The sequence below is a fragment of the Pseudomonas sp. BF-RE-21 genome, from assembly GCF_019947305.1.
GTDB lineage: Bacteria > Pseudomonadota > Gammaproteobacteria > Pseudomonadales > Pseudomonadaceae > Aquipseudomonas > Aquipseudomonas migulae.
Map to the genome: position 1 here is coordinate 18,258 of NZ_JAGYGF010000067.1, position 13,309 is coordinate 31,566.

14 protein-coding genes are annotated in these 13,309 nt (G+C 61.9%); 10 read left to right on the forward strand and 4 right to left on the reverse strand.

Annotated features, from left to right (window positions below):
- From KGB25_RS27475 to KGB25_RS27520, 10 genes are read left to right on the forward strand one after another with little or no spacing between them, the layout of a single operon-like run.
- On the forward strand, window positions 1–546 hold the full coding sequence (locus tag KGB25_RS27475; protein ID WP_223437523.1) for a PilN domain-containing protein: 546 nt from the start codon (window positions 1–3) through the stop codon (window positions 544–546).
- The gene (locus KGB25_RS27480; RefSeq protein ID WP_008034015.1) at window positions 533–1,081 is read left to right on the forward strand and encodes a GspMb/PilO family protein; all 549 of its coding nucleotides are present in this window, start codon (window positions 533–535) and stop codon (window positions 1,079–1,081) included. Before KGB25_RS27475 ends, KGB25_RS27480 begins: the two co-directional genes overlap by 14 nt.
- Entirely contained in the window at window positions 1,081–1,599 is a 519-nt protein-coding gene (locus KGB25_RS27485) for a hypothetical protein (protein ID WP_008043350.1), read from the forward strand. Before KGB25_RS27480 ends, KGB25_RS27485 begins: the two co-directional genes overlap by 1 nt.
- Window positions 1,596–3,434: a secretin N-terminal domain-containing protein gene (locus KGB25_RS27490; protein WP_008043349.1), complete on the forward strand. Its 1,839-nt coding sequence runs from the start codon at window positions 1,596–1,598 to the stop codon at window positions 3,432–3,434. The genes KGB25_RS27485 and KGB25_RS27490 overlap by 4 nt, the downstream gene beginning before the upstream one ends.
- Window positions 3,435–3,436: 2 nt before the next feature.
- Entirely contained in the window at window positions 3,437–3,910 is a 474-nt protein-coding gene (locus KGB25_RS27495; protein WP_008043347.1) for a type II secretion system protein, read from the forward strand.
- Between the two features lie 4 nt (window positions 3,911–3,914).
- Complete coding sequence (locus tag KGB25_RS27500) at window positions 3,915–4,289, forward strand: type II secretion system protein (RefSeq protein WP_008034019.1); 375 nt, start codon at window positions 3,915–3,917, stop codon at window positions 4,287–4,289.
- Window positions 4,264–4,803, forward strand: a complete 540-nt coding sequence (locus KGB25_RS27505) for a type II secretion system GspH family protein (RefSeq protein WP_223437524.1) — start codon at window positions 4,264–4,266, stop codon at window positions 4,801–4,803. The genes KGB25_RS27500 and KGB25_RS27505 overlap by 26 nt, the downstream gene beginning before the upstream one ends.
- Window positions 4,800–5,189 (forward strand): curli production assembly/transport protein CsgE, encoded by a 390-nt coding sequence (csgE, locus tag KGB25_RS27510; RefSeq protein WP_008034030.1) that lies wholly within the window; start codon window positions 4,800–4,802, stop codon window positions 5,187–5,189. The genes KGB25_RS27505 and csgE overlap by 4 nt, the downstream gene beginning before the upstream one ends.
- A complete protein-coding gene (locus KGB25_RS27515; protein WP_207286686.1) occupies window positions 5,186–5,620 on the forward strand; it encodes a curli assembly protein CsgF in 435 nt (144 codons plus the stop codon). Before csgE ends, KGB25_RS27515 begins: the two co-directional genes overlap by 4 nt.
- A gap of 30 nt (window positions 5,621–5,650) precedes the next feature.
- Window positions 5,651–6,508 (forward strand): CsgG/HfaB family protein, encoded by an 858-nt coding sequence (locus tag KGB25_RS27520; protein ID WP_008034033.1) that lies wholly within the window; start codon window positions 5,651–5,653, stop codon window positions 6,506–6,508.
- A 1,126-nt stretch (window positions 6,509–7,634) separates the two neighbouring features.
- Here the strand turns inward: KGB25_RS27520 and KGB25_RS27525 are convergent.
- The 4 genes from KGB25_RS27525 to KGB25_RS27540 are packed head-to-tail and all read right to left on the reverse strand — an operon-like array spanning window position 7,635 to window position 13,260.
- Window positions 7,635–9,080, reverse strand: coding sequence for a curlin (locus KGB25_RS27525; RefSeq protein ID WP_223437526.1), 1,446 nt, complete (start codon window positions 9,078–9,080; stop codon window positions 7,635–7,637).
- Between the two features lie 27 nt (window positions 9,081–9,107).
- Window positions 9,108–9,569 (reverse strand): curlin, encoded by a 462-nt coding sequence (locus tag KGB25_RS27530; protein WP_223437528.1) that lies wholly within the window; start codon window positions 9,567–9,569, stop codon window positions 9,108–9,110.
- A gap of 59 nt (window positions 9,570–9,628) precedes the next feature.
- Window positions 9,629–11,878: an Ig-like domain-containing protein gene (locus KGB25_RS27535; protein WP_223437530.1), complete on the reverse strand. Its 2,250-nt coding sequence runs from the start codon at window positions 11,876–11,878 to the stop codon at window positions 9,629–9,631.
- Window positions 11,879–11,913: 35 nt separating this feature from the next.
- Window positions 11,914–13,260 carry a hypothetical protein gene (locus KGB25_RS27540; protein WP_008043629.1) on the reverse strand — a complete coding sequence of 449 codons (1,347 nt, stop codon included), beginning with the start codon at window positions 13,258–13,260 and terminating at the stop codon, window positions 11,914–11,916.
- Window positions 13,261–13,309 lie beyond the last annotated feature (49 nt).

A 13,309-nucleotide genomic window follows, 5' to 3' on the forward strand; every position in this document is an offset into this window, starting at 1 on the left:
ATGCGCGCCCTGATGCTCGACTTTCAGCCGCGCCGCCGCTCGGGCCCTCTGGGCTGGAGCCTGCTGGCCGTGGGCGTGGTGTTGAGCCTGATTTGCGTGCTGGTTCAGCAACACCTCAGTGATCAGACCGCGCAACAACAGGGCCATCTGCAAACCGCCCAGCGTGTCCTCACCGGCGACGATGGCGGCACGGTCAGCCTGACCCCGGCGCAAATCCGCGAGCAGGCACAAAACCTCGCCGAGATGCGCAAGGTCTCGCAGCAACTGCGCCGGCCGTGGGAGCGCCTGTTCGCCATGCTCGAAGCCATGCCCCGGGGCGATATCGCCTTGCTGACCCTGACCCCCGATGCGCGCAAAGGCCAGGTGCGGATCAGCGCCGAGGCGAAAGACCTCGACGCCATGCTCGACTTCCACCGCAACCTCGAGGCCAGCGACGAGCTGTCCGATGTGTCGCTGCTGAGCCACGAAATCGTGGCCAACGTGCCCGAGCACCCGGTGCAATTCAACCTGTCGGCTACCTGGGAGATTGGCGATGCAAATCCCTAGACTGATCGTCCACGAATACCTGCAAGGCCTGGGCATTCCCGGTCTGGCAGGGATGGCGCTGCTGGCGTTGGCATCGGTCTATGGCCTGGCGGGCTTGATGCCGGACTGGCAGTCGCTGCAACAGCTCAGCCAACAGACCCGCGAAGCCGGTGAATACCTGGCCAGGGTTGAAGACGGCAGCGTCGCCGCGCCGGTGGTGCCACAACGTCAGCTCGACGACTTCCGCAGCAAGCTGCCTTCGCAGCCGCAAGCCACGGTGGCGATCGACAAGATCTACGCGTTGGCGGCCCAGGAACACATCACCCTGGCACGCGGTGAATATGCCCTGGGCATCGACCCCAAGACCCATCTGGCGCGCTATCAGATTCTGCTGCCGGTGCGTGGCAGCTACCCGCAACTGCGGCGCTTCCTGCATGCCTTGCTCGGTCAGTTGCCGGCGGTGGTGGTGGAGGACGTGGAGTTCCAGCGTAAAAAGATCGCCGACACCGACCTGACCGGGCGGATCCGCATGACCCTCTACCTGTCGAGGTCATGATGAATACCAAACGCGTAGCGGGGTGGGTGGGGTTCTTCGGCGTAGCGGCGGGGCTGGCCTGGTTGCCTGATTACTGGATGTCGGCGGACGACGGCGAGGCGGCCGTCACCGTCGTGGCCACGGCGGCCAACAGCAAAACCCGCGGTGCCCTGCCTGCCGCGCCAGCCACCGGCAAAGCCGCTGTGATCAAGGACTTGAGCCCGGCGGGCGACCTGTTCGCCGCCCGCAGCTGGAAGGCTGAACCGACGCTCGCCAGCGTCACCGAACAACCCGTCAACGTGACCCCGGTGGTGACCGTCCCCAGTGCACCGCCAATGCCTTTCCAGTTTATCGGGCGCATGGATGATCGTTCAGACCAGCAAGTGTTTCTGCTGAGCGGAGAAAAAATATACGTCGTACGCAAAGGGGATGTGATCGACGAAACCTGGCGGATCGTGGGCATTTCCGATGTGGAACTGAGCTTCGTCTACCTGCCTTTGCATTTGTCCCAGACCTTGTCTATGGGGAGCACGCCATGAATAGATCCCGTTTGCTGATGAGCTTTTGCTGTGCGTGTGCCGGGCTGGTGGCGTGCAGTTCTGCCCAGGTCGCCAACAAGGAAGCGTCCGAGCTGATCGAGCAGGGACAATACGAGGCCGGCCTGGCGCGTATTGAAGAAGGGCTGCGGGAAAACCCTCGTAATACCGAACTGCACCTGGCCCGCAACTCCGCCCACGCCAAGGCGATTACCGCGCTGCTGACCGAGGCTGACACCGACCGTTCGCACCGGGACTTCGCCGCCGCGCGCGTCAGCTACAACCGGGTGCTGACCATCGAGCCGAACAACCGGCGTGCCCAGGATGCAATGCGCCAGCTCGACTACATGCGCAGCCTCGATGAAAAACTCGAGCTGGCCCGTGGCGACTTGCGTCGCGGCGACATCTACGGGGCCGACCGTCAGGTCAAACAGATCCTCGAACTGGACCCGAAAAATGAAGGCGCCCTGGAACTGCAAAGCAACATCCGTCTGGTCCAGAGCCGCAACGTCATCCAGTACCCACAGCTGCGCACACGCCTGGAACGGCCCGTGACCCTGGAGTTTCGCGACGCCAACCTGAAAACCATTTTCGAGGTGCTGTCCCAGGTCGCCGGGTTGAACTTCATTTTCGACAAGGACCTGCGCCCGGACATGAAAGCCACGATCTTCGTGCGTGACGTGCGCATCGAAGACGCCGTGGAACTGCTGCTGCAACAGAACCAGTTGCATCAGAAAGTGGTGAACGAAAACACCTTGCTGATCTACCCGGACTCACCGCAAAAGCTCAAGGATTACCAGGAGCTGGTGATGCGCACCTTCTACCTGACCAGCATCGATGCCAACACCGCGCTGAACATGATCAAAACCATGCTCAAGACCCGCGACGTGTTTGTCGATGAGCGCCTCAACACCCTGACCATGCGCGACTCCGAAGACGCGATCCGCATGGCGGAAAAACTCCTGCAATCGCAAGACCAGTCCAACCCAGAAGTGGTGCTGGAAGTGGAGGTGATGGAGGTTGCCACCCAACGGATTCTCGACCTTGGCCTGCAATGGCCGAACACCTTCGGCGTGGTCAACGGCGACGGTTCGCCGGTGCAGATTCTCGATCAATTGAAAGGCATCGACTCCAGCCGGATCACCATCTCGCCTTCGCCGCAGGCCAAGATCAATGCCCAGGACAACGACATCAACACCCTGGCCAGCCCGGTGATTCGTGTCAGCAACCGCGAGCAGGCGCGTATCCACATTGGTCAGCGCGTGCCGATCATCAGCGCCACGTCGGTGCCTTCGACCCAAGGCCCGGTGATCACCGAAAGCGTCACCTACCTGGACGTCGGTCTGAAGCTGGAAGTGCAGCCGACCGTGCACCTGAACAACGAAGTGGCGATCAAGATCGCGCTGGAAGTGAGTAACGCCACGCCACTGGAACCAACCCGCCAGGGCACGATTCCGGTGCAGGTCGATACCCGTAACGCCCAGACCACCCTGCGCCTGCATGACGGCGAAACCCAGATTCTCGCCGGCCTGATGCGCAACGACCATGGCGCCACCGGCAACAAGATTCCGGGGCTTGGCGACATTCCTGGTCTGGGTCGGTTGTTTGGCAGCAACAAGGACAACGTCAGCAAATCGGAACTGGTGCTGTCGATCACGCCACGGATCGTGCGCAACCTGCCGTACCAGAGCCCGTCGGACATGGAATTCCCGACCGGCACCGAAACCAGCATGCGCATTCAGGCACCGGACCGGCAGATGGAACCGCCCATTCAGAACGAGCACATCGATCGGCCGGTGGCGGCCTCAACCACTCAAGTGTTTATCGAGAAGCCTTGATCATGAGCGCCTCGCAACGCGGTTTTACCCTGATCGAAGTTGTGGTGACGCTGGCTCTGATCGGCTTGCTGGCCGGCATGGCCGCGCCGCTGACCGAGACCGTGGTGCGCCGGGGCAAAGAGCAGGAACTGCGCACCGCGCTGTACCAGATTCGCGATGCCATCGACGCGTACAAACGCGCATTCGACGCCGGTTACATCGAGAAGTCCCTGAACAGCAGCGGCTATCCGCCGAACCTGAAAGTGTTGGTGGAGGGGGTGCGCGATGTGCGCAGCGCCAAGGGGGCCAAGTTCTATTTTCTGCGGCGCGTGCCCCATGACCCGCTGAAGCCGGTCAAGCGTGACGACGACGGCGGCTGGGGTTTGCGCTCCTATGACAGCACGGCTCAAAACCCGCGTGAGGGCCAAGACGTCTTTGACGTTTACTCCCAGGCGCGTGGCAAAGGGCTTAACGGCATCGCCTACCGGGAGTGGTGAGCTTATGCGTCGGGAAAAGGGGTTTACCTTGCTGGAACTGATGGTGGTCATGGCAATCATCGCAACCCTGATGACCATCGCCTTGCCACGTTATTTCAACAGCCTCGAGGCCTCGAAAGAGACCACGCTGCGCCAGAGCCTGTCGGTGATGCGCGAAGCCCTGGATCACTACTACGGCGACACCGGGCGTTATCCCGATTCCCTTGAGCAACTGGTGGAACAACGCTACCTGCGCAACCCGCCGATGGACCCGATTGCCGAACGCAAGGACCTCTGGGTCATGGTCGCACCACCGGACGGCGTACCGGGTGGCGTCGCCGATATCAAAAGTGGGGCCACAGGGAGGGCGCGTGATGGCAGCCTCTATTCCGAGTGGTAAACCTTCGAACGAGGGCGGTTTCACTTACCTGGGCGTGCTGTTCCTGATCATGCTGATGGGCATGGGCCTGGCCACTGCCGGCGAGTTGTGGTCAACCCTCTCGCGCCGTGATCGTGAGCGCCAGTTGCTCTGGGTCGGCACGCAATACGCCCAGGCATTGCGCAGCTACTACCGCAGTTCACCAGGCTTGGCGCAATACCCGAAGGAGCTGGTAGACCTGTTGCAGGACGAGCGTTTTCCCAGCCCAAAACACCATATCCGGCAGCTGTATCCGGACCCGATCGGCGGCGGAGAATGGAGCCTGATGCGCGGTTTCGATGGCCGCATCACCGGCCTCAACAGCGCCTCCACGGACACGCCGCTCAAGCAGGCGGACTTCCCCTCTCAGTGGTCGGATTTTGCCGGTATGGCGAGTTACAAGGACTGGCAGTTCGTGGCCGAAAAAGCCTTTCTCGAGGGCACATCGGGACCTGCCAAGGGCCAGTCACAATCGCCCGAAGCGTTGCAGCCATGAATCGATTCTGCGTGGCCGTGATCCTGATGCTGGCGTCTGCTGCCGCCACGGCCGGCGAAGAGGACGAAATGATGGGGTTCATCGTCGATGACACGATCTCGCACATCGGTCACGACTTTTACTACTCGTTCAGTGAACGCCTGCGCGCCACCAGCCCGATGGATTTCAACCTGGTGGTACGCGAACGACCTTCGGCGCGGTGGGGCGCCCTGGTCACTGTGGAATATCAGCAGCGTCTGGTTTACCGGCGGTTTTTGCCGCCGAACACCGTGGAGCTCAAGGAAGAGGCCTATGACGCCGCCGACTGGGTCCGCGGGCAGATCGTCCAGCGCAAGCTGGAAGCCTTGTTGCAGGACACAACGGACCTTGAGAGGGACGAACTATGAAAACCACAACGTTCTCGCAGCACCGCCTGTTTTCAAGGGCAGGCATCTGGTTGGTCGGGCTCGGCAGTTGCGGCCTGGTCCAGGCCACCGAACTGGTCTACACGCCCATCAACCCCTCGTTTGGCGGTAACCCGCTGAACGGGACCTGGCTGCTCAACAACGCCCAGGCGCAAAACGATTACGACGATCCTGACTTGAAAAAACGCACCACTGCGGCCGGTACTTCGGCGCTGGAGCGGTTCTCCAGTCAGTTGCAGTCGCGGTTGCTCGGGCAGTTGCTGGACAACATTTCCGCGGGCAACACCGGGAGCCTGACCACCGACGCTTTTATCGTCAACGTGGTCGACGACTCCGGCCAATTGACCATCGTCGTGACCGACCGAGCGACCGGTGAAGTCTCCGAAATTCAGGTGAGCGGCCTGGCCCCTTGAAGGGATCCGGGTTGATGGGGAGGGAAGGATATGAAAAGAATAATGGTGCTAGGGCTGATGTTGGCGGCGTTACAGGGGTGCAGTCTGCGCGAGCCGATCGGGGCTGAGCAGGACACCGAAACCCCGACGCTGACCCCGAGGGCTTCGACTTACTACGACTTGATCAACATGCCACGACCCAAGGGCCGGTTGATGGCGGTGGTGTACGGTTTCCGCGACCAGACCGGGCAATACAAACCGACCCCGGCCAGTTCGTTTTCTACCAGTGTCACTCAAGGCGCGGCGAGCATGCTGATGGATGCGTTGCAGGCCAGCGGCTGGTTTGTGGTGCTGGAGCGGGAGGGGCTGCAGAACCTGCTGACCGAACGCAAGATCATCCGCGCCTCGCAGAAAAAACCGAACACGCCGGTGAATATCCAGGGCGAACTGCCGCCGTTGCAAGCGGCGAACATGATGCTTGAGGGCGGGATTATTGCGTACGACACCAATGTGAAAAGCGGCGGGGAAGGGGCGCGTTACCTGGGTATCGATATTTCCCGGGAGTATCGGGTGGATCAGGTCACGGTGAACCTGCGGGCGGTGGATGTGCGCAGTGGTCAGGTGCTGGCCAATGTGATGACCAGCAAGACGATTTACTCCGTGGGCCGTAGTGCCGGGGTGTTCAAGTTTATCGAGTTCAAGAAGTTGCTTGAGGCGGAGGTTGGCTACACCACGAACGAGCCGGCGCAGTTGTGTGTGTTGTCGGCGATCGAGGCGGCGGTGGGGCATCTTCTGGCTCAGGGGATCGAGCGGCGTTTGTGGCAGGTGGCGGGGGATAATTCGCCTGAGAGCGGTGAGACGCTTGACCGGTATCTGACCCAGAACAAGGTGGTGCCTGAAGAAGAGTGACCGAGGCGGCCTTCGGGCCGACATGGTTCATGCGGATGTACCCCCGAACCTCTGTAGGAGCCGGCTTGCTGGCGATGGCGGCCTTATGGCGGACCATTTTCTTTCGGGTGTACATATCCATTCCTGCGGTAACGGCCACTTATGGTTTCGCCCTTACGGCGAGTCCCTTTTGGCAAACGCCCCAAAAGGAACCAAAAGGTCTCGCCCCGGCGTCCGGCCCCTCGCTAAGGCTCGGCGTTCCCTCGCTCCGGTCCTGCTCCGTGGGCCCGCCGCGATCGGCCATCCATGGCCGTGCGCGGCTAACCCGGCATCCATGCCGGGTTGCCCACTGCGCAGAACCTCCACTCGGCCTCCCGAAGGGGCGGGCAGATCAAAATCAAAAGCGCAAGGCGAGCTAACGCTCGGCCTCGTGGTTAGGTGGGTGTACGCCGTACCATTGTAGGAGCCGGCTTGCCGGCGATGACGTCCTGACAGCCGACCTGATTCTCGCGGATGTACCACGCCCTTTGTAGGAGCCGGCTTGCCGGCGATAGCGTCCTTCCAGCCAACCCTTCACTCGCGAATGTACCCAACCCCCTGTAGGAGCCGGCTTGCTGGCGATGGCGTCTGTCCAGCCAATACATACGTTGACTGATCCACCGCTATCGTCGGAACGCCGCCCGCAGCAAGCCGGCTCCTACAGGGATCTGCGTTTGCTTTTGATTTTCACCACTCATCAGGCCGAGCGTTAGCTCGCCTTGCGCTTTTGATCTGAGCGCCCCCTCGAGAGGCCGAGTGGAGGTTCTGCGCAGTGGGCAACCCGGCATGGATGCCGGGTTAGCCGCCCCCGGCCATGGATGGCCGATGGCGGCGGGCCCACGGAGCAGGGCCGGAGCGAGGGCATGCCGAGCCTAGGCGAGGCACCGAACGAAAGGGGCAAGAGCGCTTGGTTACTTGGCGCTTCTCCAAGTGACTCGCCGTAAGGGCGAAACCCATAGCGGCCGTTACCGCAGCAATGGATATGTACACCTGAAAGATAATCGTCGCCTGTCAAGACGCCTTCGCCGGCAAGCCTGGCTCCTACAGAAAGCAGGCCACAAAAAAACCGCGCCCCCCTCAAGGGCCGCGGTTTTTTATACCCCCGCAATTACTGCTGCAACACCGTCGCCTGGTTATCCATACCCACCTGTTGAATGGTCGCCATCTGCGTCACGCCACTCTGATCAACATTGGCAATGTTCCCGATCCCGCTCTGGGTCACATACGCCACGTTCATGCTGTCGGTCTGTTTCAGAGTGATCTTGTTATCGTTGCCCCACTGGCTGGTAGAGGCCAGGTTGCTGGTACCGGACTGGTCGAATTCGCTACGGTTGTTCATGCCGTTACTGCTGCCCTCGACCAGGTTGGTGGTGCCGCGCTGGTCGGCGATGAGGACGTTGTCGGTGCCGTTCTGATCGAAGTACAGCTCGTTGTAGTTCTCCGCCTGGCTGACGATGGTTTTGTTGCCCATGCCGGTCTGGCTGGTGGTCATGACGTGGCCGACGCCGTCCTGGGTGAAGTTGGCAATGTTTTCCTTGCCGTTCTGAGTGATGGTTGCGCTTTGGTTGCTGCCAAATTGACCACCTTTTTGCGGACCTTTCCAATTGCTGGCGTAGACCTTGTTGTCGCTACCCACCGAAGTCGCGGTGAGCGAATGGCCTTCGCCGGACTGATAGGTGAAATGCACGTTGCCCGTACCCGTCTGGTACAGCGCCAGGGTCGAGCCGGTGGACTCGAACTGGTCGGCGTAGATCGCGTTGAGGTTGCCGACCTGGAAGACCTGAGCGGTGTTGTTTTCGCCGAAGCTCTGGTCCACCACGGTTTCGTTGGTCTCACCCATCTGGTCGACGGTGGCCGTGCTGCCCGCTTGTCCGTCTTGCCAGATCTCGGTGCCGTTGCCGTCGCCGTTCTGGTTGATGGTCAGGTTGCCTCCGTCGCCGTTGCGTTGGTCGCCGTAGGCATAGTTGTTGGCGCCGGACTGGTTAATGTCGATCTGGCCGCCCATGTGGTTGATCTGTTCGGCGGTGGCGTAGTTGGTGGTGCCGTACTGGATGATCACCGCCATGTTGCCGAAGCCGGGCTGGATCTGTTCGATGTTGGCTTCATTGCTGTCGCCGTACTGGAAGGTTTGACCGGAAGTGCCCTCCTGGCTGTCCTGATAGACGAACGAAAAGTTACCGCTGCCTTCCTGCTGTTGCAGCACTTCGCCGCCGCCCGCGCCGATCGATTGACTGGCATGGCTGGTGTTGAAGCTGCCGGTCTGTTTCTGGGTGATGGTGCTGTTGTCTTCATACAATTGCTCGGCGTAACCGGCGTTGTATTCACCGACCTGGTTCTGGTCGATGGTGCTGGTGGCCGAGTCCTGCACCGCAGCCGCATCGTTGCCCTCGCCGAGTTGCTGCTGGGTGGCGGTGCTGTAGGGGGCCTTGGTCTGTTTCACATTGGCGATGTTGGCGGTGCCGACCTGGTCCTGGGTGGAAATGCTGTCGTTGGCCAACGCATGGGCACTGGCAATGACCAGGATCGCGGCGGTGAGGGGCGTCAGTTTGAACATGATGAAACCTCCATGTGGTGCGGTGCTTTAGCGGTATTGTTTGACTGAAACGCTCATGCCGTTTCCCGATTGGGTCACGGCGCTGGAAAGCCCCGTGCCGGCCTGGTCGATGCTGGCGTCGTTGTTATTGCCGTTCTGGGCTATCTGCGCGCGGTTCTGGCTGCCGGTCTGGGTGATCGAGGCCGAGTTGCCGGAGCCTTGCTGAGTGATCATTGCCATCAGGTCGCTGCCTTGTTGCAGGATGTAGGCTTCCTGATTGCTCCCCGACTGGACGATGGTGCCGAGCAGCGACTGGCCGTTCTGTTGCAGCAGCGCCACGTTGGCCTGGCCGTTCTGGTCGATCCGCGCGTGCTGGCCAACCGGCGGTGGCAACTCGCCGAGGTCGGTGCCGGGGCCCAGGTCATCGTTCTCCATCAGATCGTCGGCGCGCACGCCCGCGCTGCTGCAGAGCAGAAGCAGGCAGAGCAGGGCGGCGGTCGACGTTTTCATGAGACTGTCCTTTCGCAAGAGGCCAGCCCCATCGGCCACGTGACCGATGGGGCCAAGGCTCAGTTGGAGATCACCGTCACGGTGCGCACGGTGCCTTGGGACGAGGTGATGGTGGCCGTCGGGTTCGCCGATGGAATCACCGTGGTGGTGTTGTTCACCGTCAGCCGCCAGCGACCGGTCACCGCCACTGTGGCAGTGCCCAGGGTTGCCAACCCGGTTGGGGTGCTCACCCGGATGGTGACGACGTTGCCGGTGGTCACCGATGAGGTGCCCGCGAAGTCCCAGGTGAAGCGGTTGTTGGAGCGTGCCGACACCGTTGCCGTGGTCACCGTGAAGGTTTCTGCCGGTGGCCGTGGCGAGACTTGCACGGTGACCGTCGCCGGTGCCGTCGACTGGGCGCCGAAGCTGTCCCGGACGAAGTAGGTGAAGGTCGTGGTGAACGCCGTGGTGAAGTTGGCCGGTGGGGTGTATGTGATCACCGTACCGTTGCTGCTGACGCTGCCGCGACCGTTCGGTGGTTGCGTGAAGCTGGCGACCGCCAGCGGCACGTTGCCTTCCGGATCGGTGTCGTTGGCCAGCACACTGATCGGTATCGCCACGCCCAGGGTTGCGACGCTGTCGGCGACGGCCACCGGTGGCCGGTTAGGCGCCACGGTGATGGTCACGGTCGCCGGAGTGACCGAGGCCAGGCCTTTGATGTCTTGAGCTCTGTAGGTGAAGGTCGTGGTCATCGGCGCAGTGACTACGGGGGGCGGTGTGTAGACCACGGCGGTCGTGCCGCTCATCGCCACGGTGCCTTGCCCGGCGGCCGGTGAGGTCAGCGCGACGATGCTCAATGGCGTGTTGCCGTCCGGGTCGCTGTCGTTGGCCAGCAGGTTGAGGGTGATCGGCACTCCGAAGCTGGTGCTGCCGGTGTCGGCAACGGCCAGCGGCGCCTCGTTTTCACCGCTGTTCGGTTGTGTGCCGATCACCACCACAGGTTCGGTGTCGTTGCCGCCGGCGGCGGATTTGATCGTGACACTGGCCGGTGGCTGCGACAGATCGGCAACGCTCAGGCGTTGCAAGGTGCCGGTTTTCGTCAGCCGTCCGAAGCCTTGGGCGACCATGTCCGGCACCACGACTTCGTCTGACGAGGTGGCTTCGATCAGCAGGCTGTGATTACTCCAGTTGTAGCGTGCGGTCTGGATTTTCACGACGTCGGTGACTTTGCTCGACACCGCCGTTGGCCGGTTGGTGCCACTCGGGTCGGTCGCGGTGACCACGACCACCGGAGGAACCGTGCTGCCTGTCAAACGATGGCCGAAGAACTGACCGGTGTTGTTGCCAAGCATGGTGACCAGGCAGGGCGATTGCGGTGGTCCGGGAACCAGAGGCACGGTTTCACGGAAGCACAGGCTCGAACTGATGGCCGATTTGCCGAAGACTTCGACCCGGGTACTGCTCGTGCCCGGACCTGTCGGGAGGCGGCGGTAAGTGGCGCGGCCGATTTCCACAGGGGTTTGCGCACGGCTGTCGAGGACTTTGCCGGACACGGTAAAGAGGTTGGTCTGAATGGTCCCGGCCGGACCCTGGACACGCAGGAAGTTATTGTTGAACGGGCTGCCGGTGACCGCTTCGCTGAGGTTCGGATCACCCACGAATGTCTCGATGGCGCCGGTGTCCGGATTCACTTCGGTGTACGGCCCGTTGACGCTGCGCAGAAATGGCCCGACCTCCCCGTTGAGTGCCCCGGCGAAGTTGCCCGGTGCGCCGATGCCGATGTCGCGGGTGATGTTGATCGCCCGGCGGCCCGGTGTGGTGACGTTGACTGTTTCCACGCCGTACGGGTGAGTGATGGTGTAGGTGCCCGCGACAGGTATGTTTACCCGCATGCGAATCCGCGCGAAGCTGGCCTGATCGCCGTCGACAGGGTTTTCCGCAGCGAACGCCGCTTCAATCCCGGCCACGTAGGCATCCACGCCATAACCTCCAACATCGTTGATGCTGGTCTCGGCGAGGAACCAGAACGCTTCCGGTGGCCAGTTATCCGGGAACACCATCGGCAGGGTGTCGTCGAAAATGCCGGGCTCCGGATTCAGGATGCACATATAGGCGGGGGCGCCAGGAGCACCCGGTGCCCGCGTGCTGGTAGCCCGTGACTGGCACAGTTCCAGCGACAGCAAATTGCTGTCCTGATACCACATGGGGAATTTCCCCGTGGCGAAAGTGTAGGGGCCGGTATCGACGGCATTGAGTTGCGCGAACGCACTGCCGGACAGCGAAAGAGTCAGCCCGAGCGCCTTGAGCGCGAAGCGTGGCCACTTGTTCATGATGCCTCCTGATGCGGATCTGGGCATGAGAGCGTTCATTGCACGATGACCACTTCTTCGGTATCGCTGCCGCCATTGGATGACGTCACCTGAACCTTGGCCGGTGGAATCGGCGAGATGCCGGTCGACAGGGATTTCTCTGCGCCGCTGCCACTGAGGGCGCCGATGGCGACACCCGTGCCGGAGGTGGCGGTGAGAATCGGTGGCGATGTTTCATCGCTGGTCGAGGCCACTACCGTGATTTGCCCGCTGCTCAGGCTGTACTCGGCCCGTGAAATCACCACCAGGTCGGTCAGCGGCATGGATAAGGAGGTTGGCGTGCTGGTAGGGATGGCCAGATGGTTGTCGGCCGTCACCAGCAAGCTGCTCGGCAACGTCGGGTTGGTGGCTGACTGGGCGTACCAGTGGCCGGTGGTGTTGGCCTCGATCAGGTTCAACACCGGGGTGTTGCTGTCCAGGGTCACGGTGGCCGGTGGTGGCGGGGCCATGACGAAAACATCCTGGTGGGCCACCGGGGCGCTGGCGCCGGCTGTGCGCGAATAGGTGCTGCGTTCGGCAATGATCGGAGTGGGGCGAACGAGCGTCGATAATTTGCCGGAAATGGCCATCACCGTCGTGCGCAAGTCCAGTCCGTTAGGCCCTTCAATGCGGATGTAGTTGGTATTGAAAGGGCTGCCTGTGAAAGCCTCTTCCAGGTTCGGATCGCCCACGAACGTGTCGGTTGAACCGGTAACCGGGTTGGGCTCGACGTAAGGGCCGTTGAGGCTGCGCAGGAAGGGGCCGATGTCCGCTTTGAGCGCACCGTCGTAGGTTTTCGGCGAGCCGATGCCGATGTCCCGGGTCATGTTGATCGCGCGGCGCCCGGGGGTATCGACGTTGAAGACATCGACGCCGTAAGGGTGGGTGATGACATAGGTGCCTGCCGTGGGCACGTCGACCCGAATACGGATACGGCCAAAACTGACCTGGTCGCCTTCCAGCGGGTCGCCACCACTGAACGCGGCTTCAACGGCGCTGACATAGGTCAGGTCGATGCCCCGTGCGGCATCGACGATGGATCCGTCGCCGGTGAACCAGAACGCTTCGTCGGGGAAGTTGGTCGGGAAAACGATGGGTTGAGTGTCATCGAAAATGCCGGGATTCGGATTCAAAAGGCACATGTAGGACGGTGCGCCGGGCGCACTTGGAACCCTGGAGCTGACGGCCTTGGACAGGCACAAGTCGAGGGTTCGACCGTGGGTGTCCTGATACCAGGAAGCGAAGTTACCGTTGGCGGGAACATAGGGGCCGGGGTCGACAGCAAACAGCGCAGCCTGGGCGACGCCTTGGGCCAGAGCGGACACGACCAGGGCGATCGTGGTTTTGGACAGTAAAGGGTGCATGAGTATTCCCTCTATCAGAGACCTGCCCCTTGGGGGGGTGGGTCAGTTG

What these genes read in the sequence shown, in the direction of transcription:
- KGB25_RS27475 (WP_223437523.1), top strand. Translation starts at nt 1, where the DNA reads ATGCGCGCCCTGATGCTCGACTTTCAGCCGCGCCGCCGCTCGGGCCCT.
- KGB25_RS27480 (WP_008034015.1), top strand. Translation starts at nt 533, where the DNA reads ATGCAAATCCCTAGACTGATCGTCCACGAATACCTGCAAGGCCTGGGC.
- KGB25_RS27485 (WP_008043350.1), top strand. Translation starts at nt 1,081, where the DNA reads ATGAATACCAAACGCGTAGCGGGGTGGGTGGGGTTCTTCGGCGTAGCG.
- KGB25_RS27490 (WP_008043349.1), top strand. Translation starts at nt 1,596, where the DNA reads ATGAATAGATCCCGTTTGCTGATGAGCTTTTGCTGTGCGTGTGCCGGG.
- KGB25_RS27495 (WP_008043347.1), top strand. Translation starts at nt 3,437, where the DNA reads ATGAGCGCCTCGCAACGCGGTTTTACCCTGATCGAAGTTGTGGTGACG.
- KGB25_RS27500 (WP_008034019.1), top strand. Translation starts at nt 3,915, where the DNA reads ATGCGTCGGGAAAAGGGGTTTACCTTGCTGGAACTGATGGTGGTCATG.
- KGB25_RS27505 (WP_223437524.1), top strand. Translation starts at nt 4,264, where the DNA reads ATGGCAGCCTCTATTCCGAGTGGTAAACCTTCGAACGAGGGCGGTTTC.
- csgE (WP_008034030.1), top strand. Translation starts at nt 4,800, where the DNA reads ATGAATCGATTCTGCGTGGCCGTGATCCTGATGCTGGCGTCTGCTGCC.
- KGB25_RS27515 (WP_207286686.1), top strand. Translation starts at nt 5,186, where the DNA reads ATGAAAACCACAACGTTCTCGCAGCACCGCCTGTTTTCAAGGGCAGGC.
- KGB25_RS27520 (WP_008034033.1), top strand. Translation starts at nt 5,651, where the DNA reads ATGAAAAGAATAATGGTGCTAGGGCTGATGTTGGCGGCGTTACAGGGG.
- KGB25_RS27525 (WP_223437526.1), bottom strand. Translation starts at nt 9,080, where the DNA reads ATGTTCAAACTGACGCCCCTCACCGCCGCGATCCTGGTCATTGCCAGT.
- KGB25_RS27530 (WP_223437528.1), bottom strand. Translation starts at nt 9,569, where the DNA reads ATGAAAACGTCGACCGCCGCCCTGCTCTGCCTGCTTCTGCTCTGCAGC.
- KGB25_RS27535 (WP_223437530.1), bottom strand. Translation starts at nt 11,878, where the DNA reads ATGAACAAGTGGCCACGCTTCGCGCTCAAGGCGCTCGGGCTGACTCTT.
- KGB25_RS27540 (WP_008043629.1), bottom strand. Translation starts at nt 13,260, where the DNA reads ATGCACCCTTTACTGTCCAAAACCACGATCGCCCTGGTCGTGTCCGCT.